Origin of the sequence: Paenarthrobacter sp. DKR-5 (assembly GCF_018531425.1) — a bacterium.
Taxonomy (GTDB): Bacteria; Actinomycetota; Actinomycetes; order Actinomycetales; family Micrococcaceae; genus DKR-5.
In genome coordinates this window covers 304,206-319,735 of record NZ_JAHBOI010000002.1, presented here as the reverse complement: position 1 = coordinate 319,735, position 15,530 = coordinate 304,206, and the positions used below count along the sequence as shown (strand labels likewise).

Annotated in this window: 18 protein-coding genes; 8 read left to right on the top strand and 10 right to left on the bottom strand. The window is 69.9% G+C overall.

Going from position 1 to position 15,530, the window contains the following annotated elements; genetic code table 11:
* Positions 1-30: 30 nt before the first annotated feature.
* From KIH31_RS04870 to KIH31_RS04855, 4 genes are all read right to left on the bottom strand, one after another.
* Positions 31-186 (bottom strand): hypothetical protein, encoded by a 156-nt coding sequence (locus tag KIH31_RS04870; RefSeq protein WP_214425950.1) that lies wholly within the window; start codon positions 184-186, stop codon positions 31-33.
* 71 nt (positions 187-257) lie between these two features.
* Positions 258-815 (bottom strand): hypothetical protein, encoded by a 558-nt coding sequence (locus tag KIH31_RS04865; protein WP_214425949.1) that lies wholly within the window; start codon positions 813-815, stop codon positions 258-260.
* A gap of 27 nt (positions 816-842) precedes the next feature.
* Positions 843-1,382 (bottom strand): hypothetical protein, encoded by a 540-nt coding sequence (locus KIH31_RS04860; protein WP_214425948.1) that lies wholly within the window; start codon positions 1,380-1,382, stop codon positions 843-845.
* Between the two features lie 127 nt (positions 1,383-1,509).
* A complete protein-coding gene (locus KIH31_RS04855; protein WP_214425947.1) occupies positions 1,510-2,223 on the bottom strand; it encodes a hypothetical protein in 714 nt (237 codons plus the stop codon).
* Between the two features lie 121 nt (positions 2,224-2,344).
* Here KIH31_RS04855 and KIH31_RS04850 point away from each other — a divergent pair, with 121 nt between their 5' ends.
* The gene (locus KIH31_RS04850) at positions 2,345-2,707 is read left to right on the top strand and encodes a hypothetical protein (protein WP_214425946.1); all 363 of its coding nucleotides are present in this window, start codon (positions 2,345-2,347) and stop codon (positions 2,705-2,707) included.
* 40 nt (positions 2,708-2,747) lie between these two features.
* On the opposite strand, the gene KIH31_RS04845 is transcribed toward KIH31_RS04850, so the two are convergent.
* Complete coding sequence (locus KIH31_RS04845) at positions 2,748-3,620, bottom strand: class II glutamine amidotransferase (protein WP_214425945.1); 873 nt, start codon at positions 3,618-3,620, stop codon at positions 2,748-2,750.
* A gap of 80 nt (positions 3,621-3,700) precedes the next feature.
* On the opposite strand from KIH31_RS04845, the gene KIH31_RS04840 reads away from it, so the two are divergent.
* The 4 genes from KIH31_RS04840 (at position 3,701) to KIH31_RS04825 (ending at position 7,256) form a co-directional block, all read left to right on the top strand.
* Positions 3,701-4,387 carry a GntR family transcriptional regulator gene (locus KIH31_RS04840; protein ID WP_214425944.1) on the top strand — a complete coding sequence of 229 codons (687 nt, stop codon included), beginning with the start codon at positions 3,701-3,703 and terminating at the stop codon, positions 4,385-4,387.
* Between the two features lie 114 nt (positions 4,388-4,501).
* Positions 4,502-5,221: a DUF969 domain-containing protein gene (locus KIH31_RS04835; protein WP_214425943.1), complete on the top strand. Its 720-nt coding sequence runs from the start codon at positions 4,502-4,504 to the stop codon at positions 5,219-5,221.
* Complete coding sequence (locus KIH31_RS04830; protein WP_214425942.1) at positions 5,218-6,186, top strand: DUF979 domain-containing protein; 969 nt, start codon at positions 5,218-5,220, stop codon at positions 6,184-6,186. The genes KIH31_RS04835 and KIH31_RS04830 overlap by 4 nt, the downstream gene beginning before the upstream one ends.
* Positions 6,186-7,256, top strand: coding sequence for a DUF2891 family protein (locus KIH31_RS04825; RefSeq protein WP_214425941.1), 1,071 nt, complete (start codon positions 6,186-6,188; stop codon positions 7,254-7,256). Before KIH31_RS04830 ends, KIH31_RS04825 begins: the two co-directional genes overlap by 1 nt.
* Here KIH31_RS04825 and KIH31_RS04820 read toward each other — a convergent pair.
* From KIH31_RS04820 to KIH31_RS04805, 4 genes are all read right to left on the bottom strand, one after another.
* Positions 7,211-8,920, bottom strand: a complete 1,710-nt coding sequence (locus tag KIH31_RS04820) for a GMC family oxidoreductase (protein WP_214425940.1) — start codon at positions 8,918-8,920, stop codon at positions 7,211-7,213. The two genes, KIH31_RS04825 and KIH31_RS04820, sit on opposite strands and share 46 nt — an antisense overlap.
* 49 nt (positions 8,921-8,969) lie before the next feature.
* The gene (locus KIH31_RS04815) at positions 8,970-10,700 is read right to left on the bottom strand and encodes an aldehyde dehydrogenase family protein (RefSeq protein ID WP_214425939.1); all 1,731 of its coding nucleotides are present in this window, start codon (positions 10,698-10,700) and stop codon (positions 8,970-8,972) included.
* Positions 10,701-10,860: 160 nt separating this feature from the next.
* Complete coding sequence (locus KIH31_RS04810; RefSeq protein ID WP_214425938.1) at positions 10,861-11,496, bottom strand: hypothetical protein; 636 nt, start codon at positions 11,494-11,496, stop codon at positions 10,861-10,863.
* Positions 11,497-11,590: 94 nt separating this feature from the next.
* Positions 11,591-12,724: an acyltransferase gene (locus KIH31_RS04805; protein WP_214425937.1), complete on the bottom strand. Its 1,134-nt coding sequence runs from the start codon at positions 12,722-12,724 to the stop codon at positions 11,591-11,593.
* A gap of 196 nt (positions 12,725-12,920) precedes the next feature.
* Here KIH31_RS04805 and KIH31_RS04800 point away from each other — a divergent pair, with 196 nt between their 5' ends.
* The 3 genes from KIH31_RS04800 (at position 12,921) to KIH31_RS04790 (ending at position 14,973) form a co-directional block, all read left to right on the top strand.
* Positions 12,921-14,114: an anion permease gene (locus tag KIH31_RS04800; protein WP_307857546.1), complete on the top strand. Its 1,194-nt coding sequence runs from the start codon at positions 12,921-12,923 to the stop codon at positions 14,112-14,114.
* 4 nt (positions 14,115-14,118) lie between these two features.
* The gene (locus KIH31_RS04795) at positions 14,119-14,343 is read left to right on the top strand and encodes a hypothetical protein (protein ID WP_307857545.1); all 225 of its coding nucleotides are present in this window, start codon (positions 14,119-14,121) and stop codon (positions 14,341-14,343) included.
* An 84-nt stretch (positions 14,344-14,427) separates the two neighbouring features.
* Entirely contained in the window at positions 14,428-14,973 is a 546-nt protein-coding gene (locus KIH31_RS04790) for a dihydrofolate reductase family protein (RefSeq protein ID WP_214425936.1), read from the top strand.
* 53 nt (positions 14,974-15,026) lie between these two features.
* On the opposite strand, the gene KIH31_RS04785 is transcribed toward KIH31_RS04790, so the two are convergent.
* Entirely contained in the window at positions 15,027-15,524 is a 498-nt protein-coding gene (locus tag KIH31_RS04785; protein WP_214425935.1) for a hotdog fold thioesterase, read from the bottom strand.
* Positions 15,525-15,530: the final 6 nt, after the last annotated feature.

Here is a 15,530-nt window from a genome sequence, read left to right as displayed (position 1 = left end):
GCGCTGGTCCCTCGGCTGGTTCCTGGCCGGTCACAGTGCCGCGGAGGTGATCCGGACGGCCGCCACAGCGCCGGCGAAGGCAAGGGAGCGGCTGTACGAGCGCATCATGGCAACCGTGAGCGGACCCGCTTGGAGCTGCAGGGTCCGTTCCGCGACACCGGCACCGCATCGAAGGAGATGTTCCACGTGTTCCCCGCAGCGCGGACGGTGTCCTGCCGGACGACGGGATTCGGGCCGGGTCGTGCGGCACCGCCGCGCTATTGCGGCTGGGTTGCCTGGTCCCAGGCGTCCAGGGCGTCGACCAGGCCGGTTGCTGCCTGGTCGACGGTGTCCACGGCGTTCAGGCAGGTCTCGCTGGTGACATCACTGCAGGCGGCCGTGGCCTTGGAGTCCTTGATGGGCGCGAGCGCAGCCAGCACGCGGGTGATGAGCGGCTCAATCTCCTGCGGCGGCGTGGACAAAGCGAGCAGGGAAGCGGTCGCGGCCTTCGCGCTGGCTTCCATGGCTTCGGTACCCCTGACGCAGGCGACGGACTTGGTGTAGTCATCCGGGGACGTACCCGCGGCGGCCGCCGTGCAGGCGTCGATGTTTGCTTCGTAGCTGCGCCACTTCGCCTCGTTGGCGTTGACCACGGCTGCGAACCGCGCGGCGGAGGCCGTGGGTGTCGGCCTGGGGGTGCTCGGCGGGTGCGGGGTGGGCCGGACCGGTGTTGCGTGCACGGCCTGGTGGCCGCCGCTGATGGTGGCGGCGGGGGAGGTCGAGCAGCCTGCCAGGACGGATGCAGCGAGGACGGCCAGGGGAAGGAAAGGCTTCATGGATGCTCCAGACGGACTCGGGCAGGGTCACTGGGGACGGGCACTGGCGTCCCAGTCGTCGAGGACGTCCACCAAGGAGGAAATCGCGTCGCTGACTTGCTGCACCGACGCGTCGCAGGCGTCACTGGTGGCGTCCCGGCAGTTGGTCCGGGCGTTCGAGTTCTTCAGCGGGGCCAGGGCCTTGAGGGTGCGGGCCACCAAGCTTCGCAGTTCCGGCGGCGGCGGGGACAGCGCGGTCAGCTCGTTCGTGGCATCCTGGGCGCTGGCGGCGACAGCCTGGGCGCTCTTGATGCACGCCATGGAAGCGGCGAAGTCGTCCGGGCCGGTGCCTTGGGCTGCCTTGTCGCACTTCGCGGTCCCGGCGTCGTAGTCCCGCCACGCCTTCTCACGCGCGGTGATGACTGCCGCAAACCGGGAGGCGGAGCCGCTCGGCGATCCAGCGGGCGCAGCAGTAGTGCTCGCCACGCTTCTGGCAGGGGACGGCGCGGACGACACCTGGGCAGAGGCCGTGGAGCACCCGGCCAGCAGCAGTGCTGCGGCCGCAGAACAGGCCAGCGGGTATTTCATGGGCCCCCTTGGCGGAAAGGCCTGCCCTGCACGGCAGGCGACGCGCCTATCCTGACAGCCATCCTGCCGGACCGAAAGAGTGTAGCCCGCAGGTAGGACAGGTAATGGCACCGGGGGCCTTCGCGAATCAGCCGGTCGTTGCCAGGTAGACCGTCTCCCCGTAGCCGGCGTCGCATGTCCCGTCGTGGAAGACCGCGGAGCCCGGGGCCACAACGTACCCGGGTACTGGCCGCACGATGACGGTGTGCACGGCGCCCCTGCCGGTGGTCACCTGGCTCGCGCAGTCGCGAACGCTGGCCGGTGTCCCTCCCTGGCCCCCGATCCAGAGGTCCACCCAGACGGTCGATCCGGATCCGTCCGCATTGGTTCCCTTGTGGCACGGCTCGTCCTGCGGCCGGGGGCCGTCGCCGCAGGTGTCCTCGACGATGAAATAGCGCCGGACGTCGGGAACGTAGAAGCGGGTACCGGCGGGGAAATCCAGCACGTCCTTCCCGCCGGCCTTGGAATGCCCGACGGCGACCGTCACCGGATCCGCATAGGTTCCCTTGCCGCCGGCGCGGGCGTGCAGCACCGGGTTGCTGATCACGGTGGATCCGGGCGGGGTGTTGTCGAACCAACTGTAGGCAGTGGTGTAAACCGTGCGGATCACGGTTTCGGTCGGAGCGAAGCGCACCCGTTCGGGCGCCGGCGCCACCGTCGGTACGGCGGCCACGGAAGGCGCGCCCGGCGCGCCGGAACCGGCCGCGTGCGGCTGCTCACCCGCGGCGGCCGTAACGGAACAGCCGGTCAGCAGGAGCAGCAACGCCGCCGCCCCGGCGGATCTGCCAAACCCTCGTCGCATACTTCCCAAGTAAGTTCCCTCAGCCTGTGTAGAAGCTGTGAGACAGCTTTCACTTCGCCGCAGTCTACGATGGTCCGGTAGGCCGACGCCGACCTACCGGACGTCGAAGGGCGGTCACACGATGACAGCGCACCAGGACCCGCTGGAGGCTTCCCACCTGCTGCGGGACGCGGCCCGACGGCTCGCCCGGTCCAGCCGCAGCTTCGACCGGCCGGCGGACAGCCAGGACGTACTGCGGGACCTTGTGGAAACCCAGGCGTGCCTGGAGCAGACGCTGGAGCACCTCGCCGACTGGCACCGCGCCACCGACGAGGGCCAGCACTACGCGTGGACCCGTGAAGACGGCACCAAAGGTGTGGCGATGACTGTGACGGAGCTCGACTTGGCGGCGCAGCAGTGCGACGGGCTGCGCGAAACCCTCGCGCGGGCGGCCGGAAGCAACGCCGTCGTCGCCTGGTATGACGAGGTGCGGCCCGCGGACTGACGCCGGAACAATTCAGCCGGAACTAGTCAGCCGGAACAATTCAGGGACCGGGATGCTGGGAGGCAGCTGTGGCGGCATCCAGATCCTGCAGCCGCAGCAGGTGGGCCGGCCGGGGAGGGAAGGGGAAGCTCGACCGGGCCCTCAGCCCGCTGTCCACGTGGAGCAGTTCCCCGGGCCTGAGCGGTTCCCAGCCCGGTTCGCCGTCCATCGGCCGGCTCGCCAGCACCACTGACGCGGCGGAGGCGAGAGCATGGCTGTGCGCGTGGATCCGCGGGCTGTGGGCATCGAGATGTCGCTGCCGCCCGCTGCCTCCCGGCGGCCGGTGCAGGACGTACAGGCCGTGCGTTTCGGGATAGCGCAGCGCCCAAAGGTCCGTCGAAGTGGTCAGGATGAAGTTCAGGCTGTAGACGGGAAGGTTCGCGGCGAGCCAGGACACCGCGGCGGCAATACCCGCCTCCACGTCCCCTCCGCTGCGGCGGGTTTCGGCCGTGATCAGAGCGGACATGCGCTCGCTGTCGGTTTGGCCGAGCACCAGGTTTGCGGCGCCAAGCTCCGCCAGCCGCACATCCAGCAGGTCGAGCCGGTGGAAGGCTCCATTGTGCGCGAAAATACGGCCGTCCTGCTCAAAGGGGTGGGTGTTTTGCGGCGTGTGCGCCCCGACACTCGCGTAGCGCACGTGGGCAAGGAAAGTGGTGCTCTCGACGTCGCGTGCCGCCTCCGCGAACTGTCTGTCGCGCCAGGCGGCGATGGGCTGCTTCGTCACGACCGGCGTTCCTGCCAGGTCAAAGGTCCCGATGCCCGCGCCGTCCGGCTCGAGCCGGCTTTGCCGGGACAGGCTTTCGGGCGCGCTCAAGAGCCAGAAGGTCGCACGGACAGGCGCGGTGCCCGCATGCAACCCGAAAAGACGGCACATCCTGCCCTCCACGTCGAACGTCTCGGTCCTCGGTCGCGGGGCAGGCGTGCTGCGGTGCGCGCCGCGGTTATCGTGAGTCTATGACTTTCGAGGATGTGCTCCGCGGTCTCACAGCCGTGGCGAAGACAGCGCCGCATGCGCAGACCGGGCTGTGGGTGGCAGGGATGCTGCGCGACCGTATCGCCGCTGGACAACTCTCCCCGGGGACAAAGCTGTCCGAGGAGGCGCTCGGCCGGGCGCTGGGCGTTTCCCGGAACACCCTCCGCGAGGCCTTCACCATGCTCGGCTCGGAACACATCATCACGCGGATCCCCAACCGTGGGGTCTTCGTTGCCCGCCCGAGCGCCGAGGACATCCGGGAAATCTACCGGGTGCGCCGCTATCTCGAACCCGCAGCGCTGTCGTGGTCCGCCGCGGATGGACCGGGCAGGCTGGAGGACATTGTTGCCGCGGCCCGGGCCGCCAAGGCCGCGGGGGATATCCCGGCGATGGCGGGGGCGAACCAGGACTTCCACTCCGCCGTCGTGGCAATGACCGGCAGCGAACGCCTGAACACCCTGATGGGACAGGTGCTGGCCGAGATGCGGCTGGTGTTCCACGCGATGGCCGCGAACCCTGCCTTCCACGAGCCCTATGTCGAGGACAACGCGCACATCCTCGAATTGCTGCGCCTCGGCCGCCGCGACGAGGCGGCCCGGTTTATGACCGACTACCTGCGCCGGGCCGAGGCACAGCTGCTGGCCGCCGTCGACCGCGACGCCGCGTAGCGCGGCGACGGCAGGAGCGGCAGAAGGACCGGCCGAACGGCCGGGAGTCTTGCAGGATTGTTCAACAACCCGATATGCTCTGGATCACATCTCCCGGCCTTCGAACGGACTGTCATGCTTGTTCTCCTCGGGGTTTTGCTCGTCATCGTGGGGTTCGCGATACGACTCAACCCGCTTATCGTCGTCACCGTCTCGGGCATTGTGACCGCCTTGCTCGGCGGACTGAGCCCGGTGCAGATCCTTGATGCCTTTGGCACCGGATTTGCCAGCAGCCGGTCGGTGACGATCTTCGTTATCGTCCTGCCGGTCATCGGAATCATCGAGCGTTTCGGGCTGCAGGAGCAGGCCAAGCGCCTGATTTCGCGGCTGGCACGCCTAACGGTGGGCCGCGTCCTGGCCAGCTACCTCTTCATCCGGCAGATCACCGCGGCCGTGGGCCTGAACAGCATCGGCGGACACGCCCAGACCGTGCGGCCGCTCGTGTTCCCGATGGCCGAAGGCGCAGCGCTGCGCCGCTACGGCACAGTGCCGGACTCCATCAAGGAGAAGATCAAGGGACATTCAGCCGCCGCCGACAACGTCGGGGTGTTCTTCGGCGAGGACGTCTTCGTCGCCGTCGGCTCCATCCTGCTGATCACCACCTTCGTGGACACCACCTACCACCTCCACCTGGACCCGCTGCAGCTGGCAGTCTGGGCCATCCCCACCGCTCTCTGCGCGCTGCTGATCCACGGGTTCCGGCTGTTCCGGCTTGACCGCAAACTCGACCGTGAGATCCGCGAGCTGGAAGCCGCCGAAGGCATCAACGTCGTCACAGCAGGAGAACCGGCATGATCAAGGTTGAAGCCGTCTACTGGCTGATCGGCATTCTTTTCATCGCGTGGGCCTTCCTGATCGCACGCGACCCGAGCCACCCGAAGCGGTGGGGCAGTTCCGCCTTCTGGGGCCTGCTCGGCCTCTGCTTCTTCTTTGGCACCTGGGTCCAGGCGGGCCAGGCACCCGGATGGGTCCTGGGCATTGCCGTCCTGGTCCTTGTGGTCCTGGCCAGCACCGGGTTGCTCGGTGACGGAAAGGCGCGCACAACCACCGGGCCGGAGCGGGAGAAATTTGCGGAATGCTTCGGCAACAAGCTCTTCATCCCGGCCCTGACGCTCCCGGTGGTGACGGTCATCCTGGTACTGCTGGCTCCCGTGCTGAAAATCGGCGGGGCGCCGCTGATCGATCCCGCGAACGTCACGCTCGTGGCGCTGGGCATCGCCGCCATCGTTGCCGCCGTCGTCGCGCTCCTGATCCTGCGCCCGAAGAACCCGCTGACACCGGTGTTCGAGGGCCGGCGCATCCTCGAATCGATCGGCTGGGCCGCCCTGCTGCCGCAGATGCTCTCCACGCTCGGCATCCTCTTCACCAAAGCGGGAGTCGGCACAGCCGTGGGCACCCTCGCGAAATCGGTCCTTCCGGACGGATCGTTGATCGCCGCGGTGCTGGTGTACTGCGTCGGGATGTTCATCTTCACCGCGCTGATGGGCAACGCCTTCGCGGCGTTCCCGATCATGACGGCCGCGGTCGGCTGGCCCGTGCTGGTCCAAGGGTTCCACGGTCAGCCTCCCATCGTGTTCGCGATCGGAATGCTCGCCGGGTTCTGTGGCACGCTCTGCACCCCCATGGCCGCCAACTTCAACCTGGTTCCGTCGGCCCTGCTGGAAATGCGCAACAAATACGGTGTCATCAAGGCCCAGATCCCGACGGCGATCCCGCTGCTGGGTGCCAATGTCGCCCTGATGTACTTCCTGGCGTTCTGATGGGGACCACCGCAGCCCCTTTGGGGACGGCAACTCGCGCGGGCGCGGCCTCGGCTCTGGCCGCCGTCGCCGGGAGCTACGCGGACATAGTGCTCGAGAACCTTGCCACGCCCTACCCGTTCGCCGCCCAGCACGTGGCGGCCTCGGACGAGGAGCGCCGGCTGCCGCGGGAGCTCCACCCGGCCTTCCACACGTCGTTCGACTGGCATTCCTGCGTGCACATCCACGCCCTGGGCGTCATGCTCCTGCAGCACGGCGTGGAGGCGGGCCGGGACGCCAGCCTGCGGCGGGCGCTCGGCGGAAACCTGACGGCGGAAAAGCTGGCGGCCGAGGCGGAGTACCTGCAGGCTCATCCGACCTGGGAACGGCCGTACGGCTGGGCCTGGCTGGTCAGGCTCGCCGCTACCTGCTCCGCTTCCACCGACGAGGAAATCCGCGGCTGGGGCCGGGCACTGGAGCCAGCGGTCGACGTCGTCGCGGCCCTGGTCACGGAGTGGACGGCGAAAGCCGACTGGCCGGTCCGGCACGGGCTGCACACCAATTCCGCGTTCAGCCTCGGCCTGCTGCTGGACGGCTTCGAGGCGCTCGGCCGCACCGAGGCTGCCGCCGCCTGCCGGCACACGGCCCTCGCCTGGTTCGGCGAGGACACCGGCTGGCCGGGTGAGTGGGAGCTCAGCGGACAGGACTTCCTGTCCGCCGGCCTGAGCGAGGCGGACCTGATGCGCAGGCTACTGCCCCCGAAGGCCTTCGCGGGCTGGTTCGAGGCGTTCCTGCCCGGGCTGGCGGCCGGCGCGCGGCTGCTGCAGCCGCTGGGCGTCAGCGACGAGACCGACGGGTACATGGTCCACCTGCACGGGCTCAACCTCTCCCGTGCCGGAGCGCTGGGCCGCATCCTGCCCGCGCTGGAGGCCGGTGGCGCGTCCGAGGCGGCGGAGGCCCTGCGACCGGCGCTGGAGCCGCTCCTCGATGCCGGGCTTGCCGCAGTGGTCACCCGTGAATTCATGGCCTCGCACTGGCTTGCCACCTACGCCTGGGATGCGCTGCTTTCCGTGGCTGAGCCATCGCGCTGAGCGGCGTCGCGTCCGCGGCCTGTTCCGCGCGCGGCACGGACCAGGTCCGCTGCCTTCTCGCCGATCACGATGGCGGGAGCGTTCGTGTGTCCCCGGATGATGCCCGGCATCACCGACGCATCCGCCACGCGCAGGCCCTCGACGCCGCGCACACGCAGTTCGGGGTCGACGACCGACCCGGAGTCCGAACCCATGCGGGCGGTGCCGACCGGGTGGTAGAGCGTATGCGCGTACTGTTCCAGGGCCAGCGCGTCGCGTGCCGCGGGCTCCATGTTCTCCCCGCCCTCCGGGGCGATGAAACGGCCGGTGGTCCTCGCTTGCAGGGCCGGTGACTGGAGGATCTTTTCGGCGACGGCCATGCCGGCCAGGATCGTCGCGCGGTCGGCGCCGTCCGGGTCGCTGAGGTATCGCGGATCGATCAGCGGCTTCTCCATTGGATCCGCGGAGGCGAGGCAGACCACGCCGGAACTCTTCGGCTGCAGCAGGATGGTGCCGACTGTCAGGCCGTGCTCCGGCGGCGGCACGAGGCCCTGGCCGACGAAGGCTGTCGGCGCGAAGATCAGCTCGATGTCGGGCAGGGCCAGGTCCTCCCGGGTCCGCACGAAGCCGTAGGCCTCAGCCACGTTCGAGGTCAGCGGCCCGCGCCGGCGCAGCAGGTACTGGGCGAGGCGCAGCGGCCGCTCGGCGTCGAAAAGGGTGCCTCCGGCGGTGTCGACGACCAACCCGGATACCAGGTGGTCCTTCAGGTTCGCCCCGACCTCCGGGGAGTCCACGAGCACCGGCACGCCGAAGTGCCGCAGCTGCTCCGCCGGCCCGATGCCGGAGAGCATCAGCAGGTGGGGTGTGTTGACGGCGCCCCCGGCCAGGATGACCTCGGCCCGGGCCCGCGCGAAGCCTGGCCCGGCGTCGGTCCGGTAGTCGACGCCGTCCGCGCGCTTTCCGTCAAAGCGGATCCGGGTCGCCTGGGTCCCGGTGCGGATGGTGAGATTGCTGCGCTGGGAGGCAGTCCGCAGGTAGGCGTCCGCCGTGCTCGCGCGCGCCCCGCGGTGCTGGCTCACCATGGTCTGGGTGAAGCCCTCGGCCCCGGCGGTGTTGGCAGCGGCGACCGGGAACCCCGCCTCCCGGGCCGCCGCAAGGAAGGCGGCGGTGTGCGGGCTAGGGCTGCGCTGGGCTTCAATACTCACCGCTCCGGCCGTGCCGTGGTCAGGGTCGGTGGAGCCGGAGACCCGTTCCACCCGCCGGAAGTACGGCAGCAGCGACTGCCACGACCAGCCGGGGCCCGAGGCATCGGCCCAGGCGTCGTAGTCGGCGGCGAAGCCCCGGATCCACATCATGGCGTTTAGCGAAGAGGACCCGCCGAGCACGCGCCCGCGCGGCCAATAGATGGGCCGGTTGCCCAGGCCCGGCTGCGGGACTGTGTCGTAATTCCAGTCGGCCGCAGAGCGGAAGAGCTTGGAGAAAGCAGCCGGGATGTGGATTTCGGGCTTCTTGTCGGGGCCGCCGGCTTCCAGCAGGAGGACCGACACAGCCGGATCCTCGCTCAGCCTGGCGGCGAGCGCGGCGCCGGCGGACCCTGCGCCCACGATCACGTAGTCGTAGGCGGAGCCGGTGTCGTAGGCGGAGCTGGCGTCGCTGCGGGCGGGGCGGTGCGGGACAGGGGTCATCGTGGCGTCCTTGGGTCGGGCGGAGGGGGTCAGCGGCCGGGGGCGGAGATCAGGCGCGGAAGGCGGCGGCGAAGATCCGGGGCATCCGCCACCATGCCGGGTGGGCGGCGAACCGGGTCATGGCCCGCCCTGCAGCGTCGGCGCTTCGCGCGGTGACGAACCAGGGCGGCTTCGGCAGCAGGGCAAATTCGCCTCCGGCCAGGGCGCGCGGAAACTCCCGGAACGGCCCGTGGGCCACTGTCTTTTCGGGCCCGTCGATCAGCCAGGCGTTGTGCACCACGCCCCGTCCGCTTTGGACGTCCTCCAAGGTGGCGCCCGGGTAGGCGCCCCACGGCGCGGCGGCGGCCAGGAAGCCGATGGCGGTCCACGAGTTCACTGCCACGGTGCCGTACCGGAGCCGGGCGACGGCGTCCTTAAAAGCGGCGCCGAGCGACTTGAGTGTCTTCGGGTCCACCAGGATGTTCGCGCCGAGGGTCCCGGCCAGGTCCGTGTTGGCCTTGTCGACTGCAGCGTTGAGGAACCCGGTGCCCTCGCCGGGGAGTTCGACCACGGCAAGCGCGGGTGCGAAGTACTCGGTCTGCAGCGCCTCAGGGTCCCCGCCGGCCTCCAGCAGGAGCCGGCCGCTGCGGAGGTGCTCCGCCCCGGGGTAGGACTTCTGCACCGACTGCAGACGGGCCACGGCACCCGGATACCACGGCTCACGTGCCGGGGCCCGGTTCAGGGCCGCGCGCAGTTCGTCCAGGAACCGGGACTTCTGGGGCCAGTCCTCGCTGACCACGACGACCTGCGAGGCAATGCAGTTGTGCCCGGCGTTGTGGAGGCGCTGGGTCGCCACATGCTCGGCCTGGAAGCGCAGGTCCCGGTCGCTCCACCTACCAGGCACGACGATCACCGGGCTGACGCCTCCGAGCTCGCTGCTGATGGGCTTGTCGAGCAGCGGGCGGCCGGTTCGGTTGCGCTCGGCCCCGTCGCTGCCGGTGCCGAACACGATCGCGTCATGGGTTGCGGCGCTGCCGGTGATGTGGATGTGTGCGACGGCCTCGTGGTGCGCGATGTAGCTGCCCGCCTTGGCGCCGCCAGTCACGATCCGGAGGACGCCGTGCTCGATCAGCGGGCGCAGTGCCCTCCGGAAGACCGGCAGGAGGGCGTCCATCACGGGGTTGAGCTTGAGTAGCACCACCCGGTTGTGGGCGATGAGCTCATAAAGCGCGTCCAGTGGTGCGATCGAGGTGATGTTGCCTGCCCCCAGCACCAAGCCGATACCGCCGGTGCGGTCCGGGTGGTGCTCCGCCAGTCCTGCCGTGCGGCGGACAGTGGCCGCGTCGACCCCCGGCGGCATCCAGGTCTCCACCCGGATGCCGTTCAGCAGAATGCGCTCCCATGGCTCGCCCGGCAGCACCTGGACAGTCACCCGGCCGCCCGGGGCCCTGCCGAACCGGCGTTTGTCGAGCGGGCCGGCGCCGGTGGCGAGGGCTTCGAGGCTGCTTTTGAGCTGCGCGAGGCCGGTCAGCACCGCATACGGACCGGAAAGCCACTCCTCCCCGCGATACGCGGATCCCGGAGCGATGTTCTTTATGGTGGCCGCCGTGTCGACCCAGTCCTCGGCTTCTTCGCCCACGCAACGGTGGACGGCGGCGAGCAGGGCTGCGCGTTCGCGCAATCCGGTGGCTGCCCAGCGGCTTTCGCCGGCGGCCAGCTCGGTGAGGGCCGCATCAAGCTGTTCCCTCTCTGGCCCGGCGGGCAGGGTCGGACCCTCGGCGGCGGGGTGCACAGTGCTCATCAATCTCCCTTGATTGCAGCTCCGGAACAGCCTCCGTTCCGGACCCGTTCCCTGTTCACGCTCATGCTATTGCACCCCATTGTGCACCCGGAGTCTCCGCGCGCGCGTCACGTCGCCCTTGGCGGGGGCCTGCCGGCGGTCGTCCTCCCGGGAAGCATCCCTATCCGGCGGGCAGCCACTGCACCCCGCCGGGCAGGTCGTGCACCCGGCACGTCCGCCGAGTCGTCGCGGGGGAGCCGTCGGCGAGGGTCGTACCGACGGTCACCACGGTGTCGTACGCGGCTGCGCCGGAGGCACGGGTCACCCGCCCCTCGAACTCGACCGAGTCGACCGTGTACTTCCCGGCCGCGGAGTTGCCGGACGCAGCCTCGTCCTGCTGGAGCCGGCGGACGCACGATGCCCGGACCCGGCTGACGGTGGCCGTGTCCGGGGCGGGACCGGCCGGGGCCGCCGGCGGCGCCGGCGGCGCCGGGGAGCCTCCGGGGGCTCCGGACGGGGGAGCGGCAGGCGCCGGCCCTGACGGCTGCGCCCGCGCAGCCGGAGCAGGGCTTAGCGACGCGATGCTTGGAGACGGGAGGCTTGTCGACGGGGTGGGACCGCCGCTGAACTCCGGCGTGGCTGCGGCCTCAGCAGCGGGGGCAGCGGAGGCGGATGCCCACGCGCTTGGGCCTGCTGCCGTGCGCGGCGGCTGGCCCTGCGACGTGAGGGAGGCGAAAAACGCGCCGGCCGTTACGGCTCCGGCGGCTGCCGCCAGACCCACCGCTCCCACGGCGATGCGCCCCACCGACTGCCCCACTGAGCTCCTCCCGCCGCCCGCCCGTTGCTACCCGCAGTCTACGAAAGCAACGGCGTCGCCCGGCGCCGGGACACCCCGCGAGAGCCATGGCTAATCAGGCAGGCTCGAGGACCCGCGCCGCTGGGGCCGGCTGGCGGTGGTGCTGCTGCGCGGGGGAGAGCCGGCGGCGCAACGGGGTTTCCACGAACCGCCAGGACAGGTAGCAGACCGTGAGCAGCGCGGCCAGCCACAGCAGGCCGAGCCAACTGCTGAACGGGTGGACGCCGCTGACACTTTCGAACACCACCACGCTGAGGATGTTCCAGAGGTACAGGCCGTAGGAAAGCTTGCCGAGGAAGACCAGTGGTTTGAGCGAGAGCACCCGCGGGAACATTCCGTGCGGCCGGGCCGCCACCCAGAGCACAACGGCCGCGGCACAAAGCGCCGACTGGCCGAACCCGTCGCCGTCCGCCGCCGCAAGCGCCGGCAGGCCGGCAGGCACGATCAGCAGCAGCACCAGGCCGACGCCGCCCACCGGCCCGGCCCAGCGCGCCGTCGCGGCCAGCGCGCGGCTGTGCGGGAACCGGAAGAGCACCATTGCGAGCAGCGTGCCAAGCAGCAGGGCGTCGGCATGGGAATCGGGGGCATAGAACATGCGCTCGTGCGTGGCGCCGCCAAGGTGCTGCAGCAGCCGGGAGGCCCACGCACCGGCGATGCCCAGGCCCAGAAGCGCCGCCGCCACCCGGAACCTCTTCAGCCGCACGAGCAGCAGCAGGGCCAGCGGCCAGACCAGGTAGAACTGTTCCTCGATGGACAGGGACCAGGACCAGGAGAAGTTGGTGCTGACCGCCGAGTTGCCGAAAATCGCTTCGATCAGGTCCGTTGTGTAGGTGAGGCTGCCCACGGCGCCGGCCCAGTAGGCGGCAAACTGGCCGCCGGTGGCGAGCAGCCACGCCACGCTCGCGGCCACAGCGAGGATGAGGGCAGGGCCGAGCCGGGCGAAGCGGCGGAGGTAGAAATGCCGGAGGTTGATGGAGCCGTCACGGGCGATCTCGCGCAGCAGCAGGCTGGTGATGAGGTAGCCGCTGATCACGAAGAAGACGGTGACGCCGTGGTGGCCGCCGAGGTCGGCAAGTCCGGCGTGGGTGACGACCACGCCTCCCACTGCCAAGGCCCTGAGCCCGTCCAGCGCCGGGTTGTACCCGAACGCGGAGGTCCGGCTGCTCTCGGTTCCGAAAAGTCGCGGCATCCGGCCCAGTTTACCAAGACCGCCGCGGCCGTTCCCCGGACCGGCCCCGCCGCCCGGGCGCCGGGGGCATGATCCGGGGCTTTGGAACGGGTCCGCGGCACCGCGTAGTATCGTCACTGGTTTGCTCCGCGTGTATCCGGGAAGGGCGGAGCCGTCTAGCGATTTCTGCTCCATTTTCCGTCAGATTGGGTCACAGGTGGATCTCACCTTCATGGTTGTGCTGGTCATTGCGCTGGCATTCTTTTTCGACTTCACGAACGGCTTCCACGACACCGCCAACGCGATGGCGACGCCGATCGCGACGGGCGCCATCAAGCCCAAGCCCGCCGTCGCCCTTGCCGCCGTGCTCAACCTGGTCGGTGCCTTCCTTTCCACCGAGGTGGCCAAGACCATCTCCGGAGGCCTGATCCACGAGGGGTCCGGCGGCGTGCAGATCACCCCGGCGATGATCTTCGCCGGCCTGCTCGGTGCCGTGCTGTGGAACATGCTCACCTGGCTGCTGGGGCTTCCTTCCAGCTCATCCCATGCGTTGTTCGGCGGCCTGATCGGCGCTGCCATCGTTGGCGCTGGCTTCGGCTCGGTCGACTACTCCGTGCTGATGTCGAAGGTGATCATGCCTGCCGTGCTGGCTCCGCTGATCGCCGGGGTCGTTGCCCTGCTGGCCACCCGTTTGGCCTACGCCCTGACCCGCCGGCACGATCCGGAGTCCGGCGGGAAGCTGCGTCAGTGGCGCGGCGGCTTCCGGTACGGCCAGATCTTCTCCTCCTCCCTCGTTGCCCTCGCCCACGGCACCAATGACGCACAGAAGACGATGGGCGTGATCACGCTGGTGCTGATTTCCGGAAACTTCCAGCACGCCGGCACCGGCCCTGAACTGTGGGTCATCGTGGCCTGCGCGCTGGCCATCGCCCTTGGCACCTATGCCGGCGGCTGGCGCATCATCCGGACCATGGGCAGCGGGCTGACGGACGTGAAGCCGGCGCAGGGTTTCTCCGCCGAAACCAGCACCGCGGCGGCCATCCTTGCCTCGTCCAACCTGGGCTTCGCGCTGTCCACCACCCAGGTGGCCTCCGGCTCCGTCATCGGGTCCGGCCTGGGCCGGCGCGGTGCGGTGGTGCGCTGGCGCACCGCGGGCCGGGTGGCGCTGGGGTGGCTCCTTACCCTGCCCGCCGCCGCCGTCGTCGGCGCCGTGGCCGCCTGGGCCGCTCACCTGGGGACCATCGGAGTGATCCTCGACGCGGTCGCGGGGGCCGTGCTGGTGGCCGCCATGTTCATGTGGTCCCGCCGCAGCCACGTTGACCACCAGAACGCTGTCAGCGAGGTCGACGCCGCCGGCGAAGTGGTGCTGATCAAGCGTAAGAAGAAGCTCGCCGCGGCGAAGGGAAAGTAGACCCGTGAACATCAACTGGATCTCGTTCCTCATCGTGGCCGGTGCCACGCTGTTCTCGACGGCCGTCGTCGTCGGCCTGTACGCCCTGGGCGTCCGGCTGTACGCCATCAGCGCGGAGCGTCCCGCCGAGCGGCGCCTGCACCGGCTGGCCGGCTACGGCTGTTTCGCGGCCTGCGCCCTCGCGGTGCTCTACGGCGTCTACCTGATCATCCCGTCCTTCCACAAATAAGGGTCACATCACAGCAGCCGGAGCTTGGCCGCCGGCTCCCGGACGACGGCGGGACTGTCGGAGGCCCGGTCTAGCATGGGCCGCATGAGCCGCTTCCAGTATTTCGTTGCCAGTTCGCTCGACGGTTTCATTGCCACCGAGGATGAGGGGCTGGACTGGCTGCTGCAGTTCGAGGGGTTCGAGGGCCAGGAGGAGACGTTCAGCAGGTTCCTTTCCGGGGTGGGCTGCATCCTCATGGGCGGGGACACCTACCGGTGGATGCTCCGGCACGACGCCGGCCCGTCACCCTTCGCCGGCATCCCGACCTTTGTTTTCAGCCATCTGGGCACCGGGCCCGCGGAGCCGGGGGACGCCACTATCCTCAGCGGGGACGTGGGCGCGTTCCGGCCGAGGTTCCTCGAGGCGGCGGGCGGTAAGCACGTCTGGGTGGTGGGCGGCGGCAATCTCGCGGCCCAGTGCGCCGCCGCGGGCATGCTCGATGACCTGATCCTCACCGTGGTGCCGGTGGTGCTCGGCTCCGGGCGACGGCTGCTGCCCCTGCCGGAACCCACCGAACCGCTTGAGCTGGCCGGCACCCGGCTGTTGGACCGCGGACTGGTGGAACTGACCTACCGGTTCACACCGGACTAGTTTCGCTGCCGAACGGGAGGCCGGGAGCCGGGAGCTGCCGGGACGGCCGGATGCTACTTGTTGTCGCGGATGAGGTTGGTGATGCGCGCGCTGGAGAGCCGCCGGCCCTGCTCGTCCGTCATGACGATCTCGTGAGTGGTGAGCGTGCGGCCGAGGTGGATGGCCGTGCACGTGCCCGTGACGGTCCCGCTGGCGATGCCCCGGTGGTGCGTCGCGCTCACGTCCACGCCGACGGCGTGCCGTCCCGGACCTGCGTGCACCCCGGCGGCGAAGGACCCCAGCGTCTCGGCGAGCACCACGTGCGCGCCGCCGTGCAGAATTCCGGCCACCTGGGTGTTGCCTTCGACGGGCATGGTGGCGACGACCCGCTCGGCGCTCATCTCCTGGAACGTGATGCCCAGCTTGACCACCAGGGCGCCGACGCCGTGGCCCCTGAGCCAGTCGTGCATGCTGGCCGGGATGCCGGCGTCGATCAGTTCCTGCAGGTAGGGGTTGCCGGCGTCGGTGCCGCGCTCTGCCGCGGCGTCGGCCCGCGTGAAAATGTCACTCATGCCAAC